Below are 15,397 nucleotides of genomic sequence, written 5' to 3' on the forward strand. Positions count from 1 at the left end.
AAAACTAAAAGGATTGTCCCCTGTGCAATACAGAGTTCAATCCTTAGTAGCTGCTTAATATATTTGTCTAATTTTTTGGGTTCAGTTCAATCGGAAGAGGTCTTTTGTTATTCATTAGAAAAAGGTTGAAACTAGGGAGAGATGGTACTTTGAAAGAAACGAGAGAAAATGGTTTAGCTTTATTACCACTTGGGATATTTTTGGCGCTATTTATTGGTTCTGGAATTATTACAGGTGATTTCTATAAATTGCCGATACTTGTAGCGATTTCAATTGCTGTAGGAGTCGCTTTAGTGATGAATCGTAAAGAAAGTTTTAATGTGAAAGTAGAGCGGTTCGCTAAAGGTGCAGGAAATCCGGATATTATGATTATGGTATTAATTTTTGTGCTTGCAGGTGCATTTTCTGAAACTGCTAAAGGAATGGGCGGAGTAGACTCAACTGTTAATTTAGCGTTAACTATTTTACCGCCAGGATTTATCGTAGCTGGAATCTTTGTTATTGGTGCATTTATTTCATTAGCGATGGGAACTTCAATGGGAACAATTGCAGCATTAGCGCCGATTGCTGTAGGTATTAGTGGTCAAACTGATATCTCAATTGCGCTTGCAATGGCTACTGTTGTTGGCGGAGCGATGTTTGGTGATAATTTATCATTTATTTCAGATACAACAATTGCAGCTGTTCGTTCACAAGGAACAGAAATGAAAGATAAGTTTAAAACGAACTTTTTAATTGTGTTACCAGCGGCTATTATTACAATTGTACTATTAGTAATAGTTACTTCAGGAAGTGACACGCACATTAAAGCACATAACTTTGATTGGATAAAGATTTTACCGTACGCAGGAGTACTTATTACAGCGCTACTTGGCTGGAATGTACTTATTGTATTAACTGGTGGAACTGTACTATCTGGTGTTATCGGTCTTATAGATGGAAGTTACACGTTAGAAAGTTTCTTTAAAAGTGTAACGACTGGAATGGGCGGTATGATGGAGTTAGTATTACTTGCTATATTAATTGGCGGTATGGTTGAATTAATCCAATATAATGGTGGTATTCAATATTTGATGAATGTATTAACACGTAATATTCGTTCGAAAAAAGGAGCGGAATTTGGTATTGCTGGTTTAGTGAGTATGACGAATATGTGTACAGCGAATAATACGATTTCAATTATCTTTACAGGACCCCTTGCAAAAAATATTGCAGATCAATATGAAATAGACCCTCGTAAATCAGCGAGTGTATTAGATCTTTTCTCATGTTGTGTGCAAGGATTAATTCCGTACGGTGCCCAAATGTTAACGGCAGCAGGATTTGCAGCGTTATCTCCGGTTGAATTGTTGCCATATGCATTTTATCCAATGTTAGTTGGAGTATGTGGGATTGTTTCTATTTTAATTGGGTTTCCAAGGTTTTCGAAAGTAGCTGAGAAAAAAGAGTATCATAAAACAGCTTAATTTAATATGAATGTTAGTAATTAAAAAACGTGCAGAGAATAAATTCTGCACGTTTTTTTGCGTAAAGGGCTGAATATGACTCGGTCTTAAGTCTGAGTTAAAAACGGTTCTTAAGCTCGTTATGGGAAGACGAAAAATTAGTTAAGATAAGAGTATCAAATCGAAGGGAGGCAAGCACAAGATGAAACAATTTCTAGCGTTTATCGCAGCCGGTATTTTGGCTTTAATTGCTCTTGGTAGTCTTGCTGGTATTGTAGGATTCGCAATCGGAGCAGGAGTTGTATATTGGAGCTATAAATCATTTGTGCGAGCTAAATCATTTTTTGGAAAGTTAGCTTGGGGTATTGTTGGTTTAATCGGTTTATCCATTGCACTTTCTCATTCACCAGCATTAATCGGTATCGCTGCTTTAGTGGTTTTATACTACGGATACCGTGAGTGGAAAAAAGAAAAAGATGTAGTTGTTGAATCTGCTCCAGAAAGTTCTAAACCATATAGCAACTTTGAAGATGAGTGGAACAAATTAATGAAAAACTAAAACAATAAATCAAATTATAAATAAAGTAGAAGAGAGGAAGATTTATAATGAAACAATCTTTATTCGGACGTGTACGCGATGCAATTTTAGCTGATTTTCATAACGTGTTAGATGAGAAGGAAAGAAAAAATCCAATTGCGATGTTAAACCAATATTTACGTGATAGTGAGCGTGAAATAACAAAAATTGAGAAGTTAATTGGGCGTCATAAAACATTAAAATCTAATTTTGCTCGTGAGCTTGAGCAAGCACGTTATTTCGTTAATAAAAGATCAAAGCAAGCTATCATTGCTCAAGAAGCAGGCGAATTACAATTGCACGAACGTGCGTTAGAAGAGGTAGCTTATTATGAAGGGCAAGTAACTCGATTAGAAGAAATGTATGCAGGTGTTGTAGAGCAAATTGATGAGTTAGAGCGTCGTCTTTCTGAAATGAAAAATAAATTAAAAGAAATGCACGCAAAACGAATGGAACTAATGGCACGTGAAAATATGGCACATGCAAATCGTCGTATGAATACTGCGATGCATAAAATGGATGAAAATAATCCGTTCTTACGATTTGAAGAGATTGAAGATCATATTCGTGACTTAGAAACTCGTATGAATGAAGAGCATGAGCGTGACACGTTTGATATGAAAATTGCAAAACTTGAGCGTGAAATGAAAGAAAAGAATGATGTATCGTTAACGAAAGAGTTAACAAAATAATAGTGGTATATTATAAAACAGGCTTATGATATAGTGATAGGAGAAAAGGTGTTGGAAAGCAATGCCTTTTCTTCTATGTATATGTGACAAGAAGGGGGGAGCTGAAATGAAGAAACATTTTTCAAAGACACAATTAATGGGGATGCTCCTCATCATATTTGGATTCGGTCTTTTTCTTGATATGATACTTGGACATTTTGAACCAGGTGGTCTCATTTTTGCATTTATTATGCTTATGTTTGGAAGGCATTATCGTAAAAAGAATCGTTATGTACGGGGAAATGTATTTTTATTTGTTGGTGGTATCGTATTTTTATTCTTCTTATTTTCATCAGCAGCATTTGTTCTTGTCGTATTTGCTTGTTTAGCTTTAATAGGTTATCAATTGATTCAACAAGGACATCAGCAAAAAGCAATGAAGGTTGAAATTAAAGAAAAAGGGATTATAGACGAAGAGAAGCAAATATATCGTACAGAAACATATTTAAAAAATATGTTTGTAGGCAATGTACGAATGATGGATCATATTTATGAACTTGAGGATATTAATGTTCAATATGGTGCCTGTGATGTGGAAATAGATTTAACGACTGCTATGATTCCAGAAGGGGAAACGGTAATTGTTATTCGGGGTGTCGTTGGCAATATTCGTTTATATGTGCCATATGATATTGAACTTTCTTTAAATCATTCTGTTATTGTCGGACGTGTGCTCTTGCCAGGTCATGAAGAGACAGGGTTTAACCGCAATGTTATATTTAGAACAGAGCAGTATAAAGAGGCTCCTCGTCGTATTAAAATTATTTCTTCGCTTGTCGTAGGCGACACGGAAGTGAGGAAAGTATAATGAAGAAACAAAAAAATATTTCGTGGATGTATATTCGTTATTCTATGTTGTCCTCTGTTAGTATCGCACTCATTTGTACAATTGTATATGTATGGAAAAGCGAGCAACAAGTGTATGATTTATTATGGAAGGAATCCATCGCTTCTGTTCCAATTGGCTTGTTTATTATGACTACAAGTTTACTTATCGGGGGAATTGTAGGATATGCAATCGGTTACTATATAGAGCAGCGTATACAAGGATTAAATACGTTTCTATTTGAAGTAGAGCGAGGGAATTTTCCGAGCGATGTTTCGTTTACTGCAGATGATGAATTTCATGAAGTGGAACGAAAAGTAATCGTTCTGGCTCGTCGATTAGAGGAGCAAGCTGGACTCTTTCAAAAAGTAACGAATGAACGAGCTCATTGGAATGAAGAGATGAGACAAGAAGCGATTTCTCAAGAAAGGCATCGTTTAGCAAGGGAGTTGCATGATTCAGTAAGTCAGCAGCTTTTCGCAATGTCGATGATGATGTCAGCTATTAATGAACAAGTAGCTGAAATTCCAGAAACGACAAAAAAGCAGTTGCAGCTCGTTGAAAATATGGTTGTAAATGCACAATCAGAAATGAGAGCGTTGCTTCTTCATTTACGGCCTGTACAATTAGAAGGTAAGAAACTGACACAAGGTATAGAGGAATTATTGACGGAATTATCGCGAAAGCAACATATGAAAATTGAATGGCTTATTGAGCCAATAGAATTAAAAAAAGGTGTAGAAGATCATTTATTCCGTATTGTGCAAGAAGCGCTATCAAACACGTTGCGACACGCGAAGGCAAAGAAAACAGAAGTGCGCCTTCGAAAAATTGATCAATATGCGATTTTAAAAATCATTGATGACGGCGTTGGGTTTGAAGTAGGGGTTAATAAGGCTGGTTCATATGGCCTAAGATCGATGCAAGAGCGTGTTCATGAAATTGGTGGGACACTCAAGGTACTTAGTTTCCCAGCAAAAGGTACACAAATAGAAGTAAAAGTACCGATTATGATTGAGAGAGGGGGAGAAGTATGATAAAAGTATTGCTTGTCGATGATCATGAAATGGTTCGTATGGGTGTATCGGCATATTTATCTACACAGCCAGATATTGAAGTAGTAGGAGAAGCTGAGAATGGAAGAAAAGGATCAGAATTAGCATTGCAATTAAGACCGGATATTATTTTAATGGACCTTGTTATGGATGAGATGGATGGTGTCGAAGCAACACGTGCTATTATTCAAGAATGGCCAGAAGCAAAAATTGTAGTTGTAACAAGCTTTTTAGATGACGAAAAATTGTATCCTGTTATTGAGGCTGGGGCGACCAGTTACTTATTAAAAACATCAAGGGCAAGTGATATTGCTGATGCTGTACGAGCTACTTATGATGGAGAAACAGTATTAGAGGCAAAAGTTACCGGGAAAATGATGTCCCGTATGCGTCAAAAGAAAGAGCAACCTTTGCATGATGATTTAACGGAAAGAGAGTTTGAGATTTTGTTATTAATTGCAGAGGGGAAAAGTAATCAAGAGATTGCGGACGAGTTATTTATTGCACTGAAAACGGTAAAGACACATGTGAGTAATATATTAAATAAATTGAATGTAAGTGATCGTACTCAGGCGGTTATTTATGCATTTAGGCATCAATTAACGAAGTGATAAAGTGAAACTTTAATCAGTGGGAGGGATTCATCCCCCACTGATTATCAGCTCTCACCAATCGGGTTTTTACGGGCAGTTAATGCGGGATAAAGTGAAGCTTTAATTGGCGGGGAATTCCTCGCTGATTATTGGCTCGATACAATATAGATTTGGCGTTAAAACAATTGAATGTTTTTATTGACGATAAATAATGTAAACGTTATCATTGAGGTGTTAACAGTACATATAAAGGGGAGAATGTATATGTTAGTTCAAACTATATTCGGAATGGATAAGTCTAAAAAATTAGGGGATTATGTGAACGCATTACAAGCGCTTTGTGAACAATATAATGTTGAAACAGATAAAATTGCGATTATTGAGGCAACAGAGGAATACTATTTATTTTTAGTAAAGCAAGAAGAGCACTATGATGTTGTCAAGGTAGAAACAGTTGATACGAATATTGAATATTATACGAAAGCTTATAAAATAAGCAGTTTTAATCATGCTGCGTATCAAATGTAAAAAAACTCCCTTTTGGGAGTTTTTTTAGGAGGCTTTTACTTCGTGAGAGTCGGTTACTAATGGAACTTTTTTCGTACCGCTTAGCTTAGCCATTGCAAGACCAATAAGAGCTCCTACTAATGCTGGTATTAGCCAGCCGATTCCTTCATTATATAAAGGGATAAATTCAAAATATGGTGTGATAAATGAAACTGAAATACCACCTTGTTTTAATCCATCAAATACGCTTACTACAGCTGCTCCGATTAAAGCACCTACATAAACAGAGCGATATCCACCGAAGTATTTATGAAGCAATGATAGTAGTACGAGTACAATTGCAATTGGATACACAACAAGCAGAATTGGAACAGAGATTGCGATAATTTTCGTTAAACCTAAGTTGGCAACTAGTAATCCTAATGCGCAAATGATACTCGCGAACGTTTTGTATGAAAATGTAGTCAATAATGTTGAAAAATATTGGCTGCACGCAGAGACGAGTCCAACGCATGTCGTTAAACAAGCGAGTGTAACGATAAGAGATAATAGGAGCAAACCATATGGACCGAATAATTGTTGTACGATAACAGTAAGTAGCTGTCCGCCATTTTTTGCATATCCGAGCGAGACGCTAGTTGCCCCAAGCCAGCCGAGTGCACCGTATACAAGTACGAGCCCTGTAGCGGCAATAAGCCCTGCTTTTGCTGTGGCGATGGCAATGGACTTACGATCATTCACACCTTTAGAGCGAATTGCATTTACAACGATAATTCCGAATGCAAGTGCTGAAATGGTGTCCATTGTTAAGTAGCCTTCCATAAAGCCTTTGAAGATTGGAGAAGTTTGATACTCTTGCATTGCTGGTCCTGATTGTCCAAGTGGTGTAAATACACTTTTAACAAACAATAAGAAAATAGAGAGTAATAAAATAGGTGTTAATACATTTCCAATACGATCAACAAGTTTAGATGGATTCAAACTCAGCCAAAATACGATAGTAAAGAAGATGATTGTATATACAAATAGTACTAGGCTGCTAGAGCGGATTGTTTCTGGCAAGAAAGAACTAACACCCATTTCATAAGCGACATTTGCAACACGTGGGATGCCCATGGATGGACCGATGGCAATGTATACAACCACTGTAAAGAAAATTCCGAATAATGGATGAACATGACTTGCAAGTTGTTGCATTCCATTTCCTGATAGAGAAATTGCGATAACAGTAAGTAGTGGTAAGCCAACTCCTGTTAGTAAAAATCCAATCATTGCTGGCCAAAAGTTTTCACCTGCGTTTTGCCCAAGCATGGGAGGGAAAATTAAATTACCTGCCCCAAAAAATAAAGAAAATAGCATAAGACCCGTGAAAAAAATATGTTTTTTTGATACAGTGTTCATTGTTTTTCCTCCTTTTTCATTCATTTGTAAGAACACAAAAAACTCGTCCCTAAAGAAAGGGACGAGTTATATTTACCCGCGATACCACCCTAATTTACACATGTAGAAATAAATCTATATGTATACGGCTTTGCAACGTACAACATGATACGTGTTCCTTGTAACGGGGGACGGCCGGTAAGAACTTACTGTAACATTCGGTTCTACTTCTCGGAGATGATTTTCGGTTACGCGCTGAACGTTGGCTTTCAGCAAATCGCCAACTCTCTGGGGAACAGTTCTATAACGTACTCGTTCTCGTCAATGAATTTTTATTCAAGTATTCTGACAGTATTGTTGCATGTTTTTTTTAGAAAGTCAATATGTTTTTTGAAAGATATATTTATATACGGAAATATCGAAAGTGATATTCGTTGTTGCAAAAGGAATAATGAATTGTAAAATGGAAGTAAAAATTTGCGGAGAATTGTAAAATTTATAGAGAAAGTTGATATTTATAGGAGTAAAGAAGGGATTGTTTGAATTTACAGAGAATAATACAACAATCCACTTGCTGGAAAGAACAAACCAAAAGAGGTGACTGAAATGCTTGCGATGGGAGTATTATTTGGCATTATTGCTATAATTGGTTTTATGTGGTTATATTATTCGCGTTCGTTTAAACAAGCAGAAGTTTTACTCTTTCAAAAAGGTAGTTTGTTGACAAATCAGTCTAGATATTTAGTATGTCCGAAGTGTGGAAGTGCACAGGCCAGAAGTGGAGGATATCAAGAGTGTTGCAAAATTAGGTTATGAAAAAAGGAAGCCTCACATTATTTTGTGAGGCTTCCTTCCTTACAACTTCATCGCGCTCCAAATTGTCCATCGATCTCTTTCAATAATAGGAGAGACGTTTTGTAATGCGGTCTGTATATGTTGTAGAAGTTGAGAAAGTTCATCATCTGTTAACTCATATAGAATGGATCGACCTGTTCGAGGAGATAAATCTTGCAATAATGCTTCTACAGAATCATGTATTTTTCGTATTTCCCATTGTGTTTGTGTGGGAAGTACATGAAGAGAATGTTTTTGCAATTCAGTCTGTATAGTGTTGGTTTTTGGACGTCTTTTTGACTCTATTTCAATAAGTTTTGGAAATAAAGAGAAAAAATATCCGCGAATATGTTCGGGGCTTCCTGGAATTGTACAATCTTCAATTGTTCGATCTTGTAAAATAAGTACACCGTTTTTATTTAATATACGAGAAGCTTCACGTAAAAATGTAGGAATGTCTTGTAAATGATGAATAACTGCACGCGAAATAACTATGTCAAATGTTTCATTAGGGTATGGGATATTATGTGCATCACCGTGGATGAATGAAATGTTTGGAAAGTTGTTACAATTTTCTTTTGCAGCTTGTAATATTTCTTTTGAAAAATCAAGTCCCACAACATTATTGGCTCCCATAAGAGCGAGTTCTTTCGTATAAATCCCACCACCACAGCCGATATCAATTATTTGCTTGTTTTGTATTTCTGTAATGTTTTTTACCATTTCAGCCCAAGAAATATGAGCGTTTCTTGTTGCATATGTGTACTTATTATTTTCATCATGAAAATTAATGGACATGATAAAGACCTCCTTTCAATGATTAGTATAGCGTATTTAATAGGATGTCACGTTTTTGTTTTATGTATGAAGGTTATAAGGATTTCTTATCGTAAGAGGAGGATTAATTTGAAAGGGAAATATGTATTGGTGTTGTTGTTTGTTATGTTACTAGCAGCTTGTGGTCAAGTTGAGCCGAAAAAAGAAACAAAAAAAGTAGAAGAGACGGTGAATGAAGTGAAAGAAACAATAGGGGTAACCGTTATACAAAAAAAACATAAAGAGAAAAAGTTGCAGGAATCAGAAGCGAAGTTAGTAATAGACATTTTGAGTAAAGCTGAGAAACAAGAAATAACAGGAAGCTTCGGTGAACCTGAATATGAAATACAAATTAGTAGAGATGGAAAAAAAGAAACTTATTATGCATGGTTAAGGGGAGAAGATAGACGAGGATGGGTGCAATATAAGAAAGCTATGTATATGTTGAATGAAAAAGATACGGAAAAGCTTTTGGATATATTTCCAAATGTCTCAGAACAAAAAGAAGATGAGATGCAGGTAAGCCCTTTAACGGAAGTAACAAAAAAAGATTTGCAGATTACCGCGTTTCATATTAAAACAGGCGATCAAAACGTGAATTATACGGTACGGTATACGATTTCACAATCACTATACAATAAGTTAGTGAAGGAGCAAGAATATTATTTGCAACTCAATTTTCCAGAAAAAGTTCAAAAATTAATTGGAGCAAAAGAGAGTGAAATGATTTTAGGTGAAAAAGTAAAGGAAGGGTATAAGCAATATGAATTACATGCTACTGTTCCGATAAAAAGCGCTTCAGAATCACAATTAAAATCATTAGAAACATATTACGAAAATTATGATTTGAAAATATTAAACAGTGAAAAAGAAAAAATAGGTGTGTTTCAAAATATAATTCAGATTGTTAAAGATTATGGTGAAAAAATGAATTTTCAAAGATAAAGTGAGACTTTAATTAGCCCTTACGGATTGGAATGAATGTAAACTCGTCAAATCTATATGACCTTTCCTAGGAAATGATAATAGAGAGGGGAAAGCACCCCTCTCTATTACTTTGCTTTTGTAGATGGCTCATTCATTGATTTTCGTGTAATAAGAAAAGAAATCATAAGAGCGGAAAGGATGACAAGGGCAATAAATACGTGATTGGGCAACAAATCTAATAATAATACGTAACTAACGGTATAAAAAATAAGAGTTGAAGCTAAAAACGATAGAGCACCTATTATAAGAGATTGTAAATTCATTTGTGTACACCTCCTTTTATTTATATTTTTGGCTGAAAATGGATTATATAAACATTATTTCTAACAATAGAAAAAAATATGTCATAATAGAGAAAAGAACAAGCTTTGATGAATGATATGATTCATTAATGAGAGATAAAGGAGAGGAATATGAAAAATAATAAAAAAGGATTATGGGGAATTATTGTTGCGATAGGTCTATTTTTACTGTCTAAGTTAAAGTGGGTATTTGCAATTTTTAAATTAGCAAAGTTTTCAACGGTATTTAGTATGTTTCTATCGCTTGGCGCATACGCAGTTCTATATGGTTGGAAATTTGGAGTGGCGCTCATTTATTTGTTGTTTGTTCATGAAATGGGCCATTTATGGGCTGCGAAAAGAAAGGGGATCCCAACATCGCCAGCAATCTTTATTCCATTTATGGGGGCTCTTATTGGAATGAAAGAGATGCCGAAAAATGCGAAAGATGAAGCTTACATTGCATATATGGGTCCGCTTTTCGGACTTCTGTCATTTTTACCAGCGATACCGCTTTATATAATGACGAAAGAGCCATTTTGGGCGCTTGTTATTTTGCTTGGAAGTATGATTAATTTCTTTAATTTAATTCCCGTTTCGCCGCTAGATGGTGGGCGAATTATTTCAGTTGTCAGTACTAAAATTTGGGGAGCAGGCCTTATTTTATTACTTGGCTATTCAATTTACTTTAAAAGTATTTTGGGAGGATTTATTGTTATTATCGGTTGTATGGAGTTATATAGAGTAATAAAGAGAGATGAGCCGATTAAGGAATTAGGGCATAAAATTGATGGAATGAAAGAATATGTTACTAGGCTTGAAGAGGAATTAAAAGAAACGGGTGCTGTACATCGGACTATATACGTGATGCATCATGAGATGAATGCATTAAGACAAAGAAAACGGGAAAAAGAGTTACAAATAGGTGAACTTCAAAAAATGGAAGTGTTAGAGTATCTTTTACCGAAGTTCGAACCGTTAGATTATGTTCCATATGAAGATGAAAAAGATGAGTATACAATTCACATAAGGGAAGCATTTGAAGCGTCAGAAAGAAAATTAAATGAATGGAAAACAGAAAAGGAACAACAAGAAAACTATTATAAAGTGGATGCGAAAACGAAATGGACAGTATTTGCTTGTTATATTGGATTAATGGCTATACTCGGTTACACAGCTTATGAAGGATATATTGTTTTACAAGAACATTTGCCAACGAGAAATGTATAGAAAAATATTGTCGAAATGATAGGAAGAATTAATACAGGAATTATATTTCTACAAGAGAATGTTACAAGTATAGTCATACGTTGTAATATTTTTAGTAGAGAAGGAGTTCTGTATATGAAGAAATTGTTAAATGTATTAGGTATTATTATCGTGATGATTATTGCGAGTTATAGTCTTATGAATGTGCTGTTACATTATGCGAATAAGCCTGCTGAGGTAAATACAATAGCTCAAATAGAAGATGTGCAAGAAGAGACAAAAGTGCTAGATTTTATTCGAATGACACATGAAAGCTATAATAATTTCTTAAATTACGGTAAAGCAGAGAATTATACAGATGGGGATTGGAATCAATTTAAGCAATGGTTTCAACAGCAAGAACAATCTTTAAAAAATATACATATGGAAATAAAGAATGAAAAAATAAAACGCGATGTAAATAGAAGCTATGAAATTGTAAAAAAAGGTGTGGAACTTCAAAATATTGAGTATGTAGTGTATGCCCACCGTGTATATCATGACTTGGATATCATCGTAAATAAATATAGAGGTGAAACGAATATCTGGGGGTATACGGAGTTTGGCGATGGGAAAGATATAAAAGTAATTGAACAAGCTATACAAACAAAATAATAAGCTAGCTAGAATTCTAGTTAGCTTATTTTCTTTTGTAAATATAATGTTCATATATTATTCACAAAAACACCGTGTTAATAGTGATTAAAATCACAATCTGCATTATAAGATTCAGCTAAACTAAAAATAGTTAAGGAAATAGAGGAGTGGGATACAATGTTAAGTGCAAAAACAATTGAAATCGTAAAGTCAACAGTACCATTATTACAAGAAAAAGGCGTTGAAATTACAACGAGATTTTACGAAATTTTATTTTCGGAACATCCGGAGTTATTGAATATTTTCAACCATACAAATCAGAAAAAGGGAAGACAACAACAAGCGTTAGCGAATGCTGTTTATGCAGCTGCAACGTACATTGATAATTTAGAAGCTATTATTCCAGTTGTAAAACAAATTGGTCATAAGCATAGAAGTTTAGGTATTAAAGCAGAGCATTACCCGATTGTAGGTACATGTTTACTGCGTGCCATTAAAGAGGTCGCAGGTGCACCTGATGAAGTTTTAAACGCATGGGGAGAAGCATATGGTGTCATTGCTGATGCATTCATTAGCATTGAAGCAGAGATGTATGAAGAAGCTGCACATAAAGAAGGTGGATGGAAAGACTTCCGCAACTTTGTGATTGTTAAAAAAGTGAAGGAAAGCGATGTTATTACGTCATTTTATTTGAAACCTGAAGATGGAGGGAAAGTTTCTTCATTCATCCCAGGTCAATATGTAACGGTTCAAATCAATATTGAAGGTGAGACATATACACATAATCGTCAATACAGTTTATCCGATGCTCCTGGGAAAGAATATTATCGTATTAGTGTAAAAAAAGAAAAAGGTGTAGATACACCAGACGGTAAAGTGTCTAATTACTTACATGAACATGTAAAAGAAGGAGATGTTTTACCAGTAAGTGCACCAGCGGGAGATTTCGTGTTAAATATGGATTCAACATTACCAGTTGTACTAATTAGTGGTGGAGTAGGGATTACACCGATGATGAGTATGTTAAATACGTTAATTGAACAAGATTCAAAACGTAATGTATATTTTGTTCATGCAGCAATAAATAGTAATACACATGCAATGAAAGAAGACGTTAAGGCAGTAGAAAATGAATATGAACAAGTTAAAGCATATACTTGTTATTCTGCACCGACTGAAAAAGATTTAGAAATGAAGAACTTTGATAAAGAAGGTTTCATTGAAAGTGAATGGTTAAAAACTATTATTCCGACAACTGAAGCAGAGTTTTATTTCTGTGGTCCAGTAGCATTTATGAAGCATATAAATGCTGCACTAACTGATTTAGATGTAAAACAAGAGCATATTCATTATGAATTTTTCGGCCCAGCAACAAGCTTACAATAAGCAAAAAAACGAGGTATTTATTTTACCTCGTTTTTTATTTGTTCTCGTAATAAACGGTTTACTGTTTCACGGCGTATACCTATCAGTTGACCAATTTCGGTTTGTGTTAATATTTCATATATAGGAATGTCACCTAAATATAGGGTGAACCATTCTTGTAAACGATGAAGACGTTCTTTCGGAGAGACGGTTGTCAATTGATCAATTCGTTGTTGCATCATTCTTAATTTAGATTGTAATTGCATAGCGATGTTAGCATACGATTCGGGATTTGCTTGAAGTCTCTCGTACCATTCACTACTAGTGATCGGTTCCACTTCTGTTTTTATTAAAGCGATAGCTGTACCGTGATATTCTTTCGGTGAAATTAAAGAATGATGAGGTATCGTTTCACCTGGAACGATAATGTTGAATAAAAATGGTGTTCCGTCTTCTTCTAGCCGAACTACTTTTAATAAGCCTGTTTTTATAAAGTATAAAGGACCGTCCTCGCCTTGACGGAATAGTACATCTCCTTTGTGTAGAATCAATGTTAGCCCCCCATTAATATGTTTCTATTTCTTCTATTTTAGCGTATATGTATATAGACAATATGCTATTTCAACAGCAATTTCATTGACGAAATGTATGCTATTACAGTAGTATACTATTTAGTGTGTAATAGTACTAGCAATGAATACGCTGTAGGGGGTTTAGTATATTGTTAGATGCGATGAGAATGACGGATATGAGAATTCCGGCGAATGCTATCATTCATGTAGAAGAGATGAAAGGTGGAGTCGTTTTATCCGTTGAAGTAGACGGCCAAATTATTTATACGATGGCTTATGATGAAGAAACAGATAGCTATGCTGAATTATATGATCGAAACGATAAGAGGGCGTGCCAAGTACATGAAGACTTCATGGGGTGGTCACTTCTTCATTAAAAAAGATGTCAATATGACATCTTTTTTTATTAAATCGATAGAATATACAAAGAAATGAAATATAAGGATAAAATTTGTAATAATTGATTTTGCATTGTTAGCACTCTGTAACTGCAAGTGAACTATTTTTTCGCTATCATAAAGATAACAGTCGCAGTTATAGGAGTGGTCAACTTGAAGAAAGTACATATTTCAAATTATATGTTATTATGTGTTTGTTTAATTTTATTTGTTCTCCTCGGAGGATTTTTATATTCATGTGTATAAGAAAAACGCATTCTAAAAAGAATACGTTATAAAAGGGAAATAATGATTAATCTAGTTCCAAGAATAATCAACGTAATACGTAATAAATTAATTACGGCGTTACCACTTAGTTTTGTATTAATGTAAGCCCCGATTTTTCCGCCAATCCATGCACCCGGAATCAGGATTAATGCATAAATCCAGCTGACATTTCCAAGTGAGATGTGAGTTGCAGAACTTACAATTGCTGATAGAAATACGATGAACATTGAAGTTGCTACTGCAATATGTGCTGGGAATGCAAAAAGAAGCATCATTGCTGGAACAAGTAAGGCACCGCCACCAATTCCAAATAATCCAGATATAAACCCAACTATAAAGGCGATAAAGATAGCAAGAAACGGTGGGAATTGGTAGTGTACAGTATTTCCATCATTATCTGTAAAAGAACGCTTAATTACAGACGTATTTGAGAGGGAAAGAGGTTTTAATTTGTCTCGGAGCATAAGTAGAATTGAGACGAATATAAGGAAAATCCCAAAGTATAAAGAAAATGTGTCTTGGTTTAAAAATTTATTTGCCCATGATCCGATAATACCACCAGGGCCGCTTCCGATAAATAAAATAAGTCCACTTTTATAATCTACTCGCTTATGCTTCATGTAAGTAAGGGTGGAAGATAGTCCTGTGAAAACGACTGTTACCATAGAAGTCCCTACTGCAAGTTGTGGTGATAAACTGTGTAATCCAATTAATAACGGAACAATAATAATTCCGCCTCCAAGCCCAACTAGGCTGCCGACTGTTCCGGCGATTAGTCCGATGAAAAGTAACATGATGTATTCCAAAATTGCCAACTCCTCTAAATAACTTATCCATCAATTATTATACACGCTTTTTAATGAGAAATAGGCTTGTTCACAAAAAAGTCGTCTTCCTAGAAAAATAAGGAAGACGACT

General features: G+C 35.0%; 18 protein-coding genes and 1 other annotated feature. Of the genes, 13 read left to right on the forward strand and 5 right to left on the reverse strand.

What is annotated here, in order from left to right; all coding sequences use genetic code 11:
* The first annotated feature begins 149 nt into the window (after window positions 1–149).
* From MR169_RS20715 to MR169_RS20745, 7 genes are all read left to right on the forward strand, one after another.
* On the forward strand, window positions 150–1,466 hold the full coding sequence (locus tag MR169_RS20715; RefSeq protein WP_000665465.1) for a Na+/H+ antiporter NhaC family protein: 1,317 nt from the start codon (window positions 150–152) through the stop codon (window positions 1,464–1,466).
* Between the two features lie 181 nt (window positions 1,467–1,647).
* A complete protein-coding gene (locus MR169_RS20720) occupies window positions 1,648–2,004 on the forward strand; it encodes a lmo0954 family membrane protein (RefSeq protein ID WP_000808640.1) in 357 nt (118 codons plus the stop codon).
* Between the two features lie 47 nt (window positions 2,005–2,051).
* Entirely contained in the window at window positions 2,052–2,714 is a 663-nt protein-coding gene (locus MR169_RS20725) for a PspA/IM30 family protein (RefSeq protein WP_000814133.1), read from the forward strand.
* Between the two features lie 106 nt (window positions 2,715–2,820).
* The gene (liaF, locus tag MR169_RS20730; protein WP_144574726.1) at window positions 2,821–3,561 is read left to right on the forward strand and encodes a cell wall-active antibiotics response protein LiaF; all 741 of its coding nucleotides are present in this window, start codon (window positions 2,821–2,823) and stop codon (window positions 3,559–3,561) included.
* Window positions 3,561–4,616, forward strand: a complete 1,056-nt coding sequence (locus MR169_RS20735; protein WP_044796643.1) for a sensor histidine kinase — start codon at window positions 3,561–3,563, stop codon at window positions 4,614–4,616. The genes liaF and MR169_RS20735 overlap by 1 nt, the downstream gene beginning before the upstream one ends.
* Window positions 4,613–5,245 carry a response regulator gene (locus tag MR169_RS20740; protein ID WP_242319957.1) on the forward strand — a complete coding sequence of 211 codons (633 nt, stop codon included), beginning with the start codon at window positions 4,613–4,615 and terminating at the stop codon, window positions 5,243–5,245. Before MR169_RS20735 ends, MR169_RS20740 begins: the two co-directional genes overlap by 4 nt.
* 171 nt (window positions 5,246–5,416) lie before the next feature.
* Window positions 5,417–5,755, forward strand: a complete 339-nt coding sequence (locus MR169_RS20745) for a DUF3922 domain-containing protein (protein WP_118043415.1) — start codon at window positions 5,417–5,419, stop codon at window positions 5,753–5,755.
* A gap of 24 nt (window positions 5,756–5,779) precedes the next feature.
* On the opposite strand, the gene brnQ3 is transcribed toward MR169_RS20745, so the two are convergent.
* Window positions 5,780–7,135, reverse strand: a complete 1,356-nt coding sequence (gene brnQ3, locus MR169_RS20750; RefSeq protein ID WP_001099175.1) for a branched-chain amino acid transport system II carrier protein BrnQ3 — start codon at window positions 7,133–7,135, stop codon at window positions 5,780–5,782.
* A gap of 54 nt (window positions 7,136–7,189) precedes the next feature.
* Window positions 7,190–7,448: a binding site (T-box leader), on the reverse strand.
* Between the two features lie 272 nt (window positions 7,449–7,720).
* Between brnQ3 and MR169_RS20755 the strand changes: the two genes are divergently transcribed.
* Entirely contained in the window at window positions 7,721–7,930 is a 210-nt protein-coding gene (locus tag MR169_RS20755) for a hypothetical protein (RefSeq protein WP_000880630.1), read from the forward strand.
* A 39-nt stretch (window positions 7,931–7,969) separates the two neighbouring features.
* Here MR169_RS20755 and MR169_RS20760 read toward each other — a convergent pair whose 3' ends face one another.
* The gene (locus tag MR169_RS20760; protein ID WP_000026283.1) at window positions 7,970–8,746 is read right to left on the reverse strand and encodes a class I SAM-dependent methyltransferase; all 777 of its coding nucleotides are present in this window, start codon (window positions 8,744–8,746) and stop codon (window positions 7,970–7,972) included.
* A 108-nt stretch (window positions 8,747–8,854) separates the two neighbouring features.
* Between MR169_RS20760 and MR169_RS20765 the strand changes: the two genes are divergently transcribed.
* A complete protein-coding gene (locus tag MR169_RS20765; RefSeq protein ID WP_044796641.1) occupies window positions 8,855–9,709 on the forward strand; it encodes a YhfM domain-containing protein in 855 nt (284 codons plus the stop codon).
* 107 nt (window positions 9,710–9,816) lie between these two features.
* Here MR169_RS20765 and MR169_RS20770 read toward each other — a convergent pair whose 3' ends face one another.
* Window positions 9,817–10,014 (reverse strand): hypothetical protein, encoded by a 198-nt coding sequence (locus MR169_RS20770; protein WP_001053357.1) that lies wholly within the window; start codon window positions 10,012–10,014, stop codon window positions 9,817–9,819.
* A 150-nt stretch (window positions 10,015–10,164) separates the two neighbouring features.
* Here MR169_RS20770 and MR169_RS20775 point away from each other — a divergent pair, with 150 nt between their 5' ends.
* The 3 genes from MR169_RS20775 (at window position 10,165) to hmpA (ending at window position 13,263) form a co-directional block, all read left to right on the forward strand.
* Window positions 10,165–11,262 (forward strand): site-2 protease family protein, encoded by a 1,098-nt coding sequence (locus MR169_RS20775; protein WP_242319958.1) that lies wholly within the window; start codon window positions 10,165–10,167, stop codon window positions 11,260–11,262.
* A gap of 114 nt (window positions 11,263–11,376) precedes the next feature.
* Complete coding sequence (locus MR169_RS20780; protein ID WP_000735229.1) at window positions 11,377–11,895, forward strand: hypothetical protein; 519 nt, start codon at window positions 11,377–11,379, stop codon at window positions 11,893–11,895.
* A gap of 159 nt (window positions 11,896–12,054) precedes the next feature.
* Window positions 12,055–13,263 carry an NO-inducible flavohemoprotein gene (gene hmpA, locus MR169_RS20785; RefSeq protein ID WP_242319959.1) on the forward strand — a complete coding sequence of 403 codons (1,209 nt, stop codon included), beginning with the start codon at window positions 12,055–12,057 and terminating at the stop codon, window positions 13,261–13,263.
* Window positions 13,264–13,280: 17 nt separating this feature from the next.
* On the opposite strand, the gene MR169_RS20790 is transcribed toward hmpA, so the two are convergent.
* Window positions 13,281–13,793 carry a Crp/Fnr family transcriptional regulator gene (locus MR169_RS20790; RefSeq protein ID WP_000600585.1) on the reverse strand — a complete coding sequence of 171 codons (513 nt, stop codon included), beginning with the start codon at window positions 13,791–13,793 and terminating at the stop codon, window positions 13,281–13,283.
* 170 nt (window positions 13,794–13,963) lie between these two features.
* Between MR169_RS20790 and MR169_RS20795 the strand changes: the two genes are divergently transcribed.
* Window positions 13,964–14,191: a hypothetical protein gene (locus MR169_RS20795; RefSeq protein WP_000883009.1), complete on the forward strand. Its 228-nt coding sequence runs from the start codon at window positions 13,964–13,966 to the stop codon at window positions 14,189–14,191.
* Window positions 14,192–14,484: 293 nt separating this feature from the next.
* Here MR169_RS20795 and MR169_RS20800 read toward each other — a convergent pair whose 3' ends face one another.
* Window positions 14,485–15,285, reverse strand: coding sequence for a sulfite exporter TauE/SafE family protein (locus MR169_RS20800; protein WP_000455762.1), 801 nt, complete (start codon window positions 15,283–15,285; stop codon window positions 14,485–14,487).
* Window positions 15,286–15,397 lie beyond the last annotated feature (112 nt).

Origin of the sequence: Bacillus cereus group sp. BfR-BA-01349 (genome assembly GCF_022663795.1) — a bacterium.
In the GTDB taxonomy this organism is placed as follows: Bacteria; Bacillota; Bacilli; order Bacillales; family Bacillaceae_G; genus Bacillus_A; species Bacillus_A cereus.

Bases quoted from the DNA above. Each gene is read 5' to 3' on its own strand.
- MR169_RS20755 (WP_000880630.1), top strand. From the start codon at position 7,721: ATGCTTGCGATGGGAGTATTATTTGGCATTATTGCTATAATTGGTTTT.
- liaF (WP_144574726.1), top strand. From the start codon at position 2,821: ATGAAGAAACATTTTTCAAAGACACAATTAATGGGGATGCTCCTCATC.
- MR169_RS20780 (WP_000735229.1), top strand. From the start codon at position 11,377: ATGAAGAAATTGTTAAATGTATTAGGTATTATTATCGTGATGATTATT.
- MR169_RS20745 (WP_118043415.1), top strand. From the start codon at position 5,417: ATGTTTTTATTGACGATAAATAATGTAAACGTTATCATTGAGGTGTTA.
- MR169_RS20770 (WP_001053357.1), bottom strand. From the start codon at position 10,014: ATGAATTTACAATCTCTTATAATAGGTGCTCTATCGTTTTTAGCTTCA.
- hmpA (WP_242319959.1), top strand. From the start codon at position 12,055: ATGTTAAGTGCAAAAACAATTGAAATCGTAAAGTCAACAGTACCATTA.
- MR169_RS20740 (WP_242319957.1), top strand. From the start codon at position 4,613: ATGATAAAAGTATTGCTTGTCGATGATCATGAAATGGTTCGTATGGGT.
- MR169_RS20775 (WP_242319958.1), top strand. From the start codon at position 10,165: ATGAAAAATAATAAAAAAGGATTATGGGGAATTATTGTTGCGATAGGT.
- MR169_RS20735 (WP_044796643.1), top strand. From the start codon at position 3,561: ATGAAGAAACAAAAAAATATTTCGTGGATGTATATTCGTTATTCTATG.
- MR169_RS20725 (WP_000814133.1), top strand. From the start codon at position 2,052: ATGAAACAATCTTTATTCGGACGTGTACGCGATGCAATTTTAGCTGAT.
- brnQ3 (WP_001099175.1), bottom strand. From the start codon at position 7,135: ATGAACACTGTATCAAAAAAACATATTTTTTTCACGGGTCTTATGCTA.
- MR169_RS20720 (WP_000808640.1), top strand. From the start codon at position 1,648: ATGAAACAATTTCTAGCGTTTATCGCAGCCGGTATTTTGGCTTTAATT.
- MR169_RS20760 (WP_000026283.1), bottom strand. From the start codon at position 8,746: ATGTCCATTAATTTTCATGATGAAAATAATAAGTACACATATGCAACA.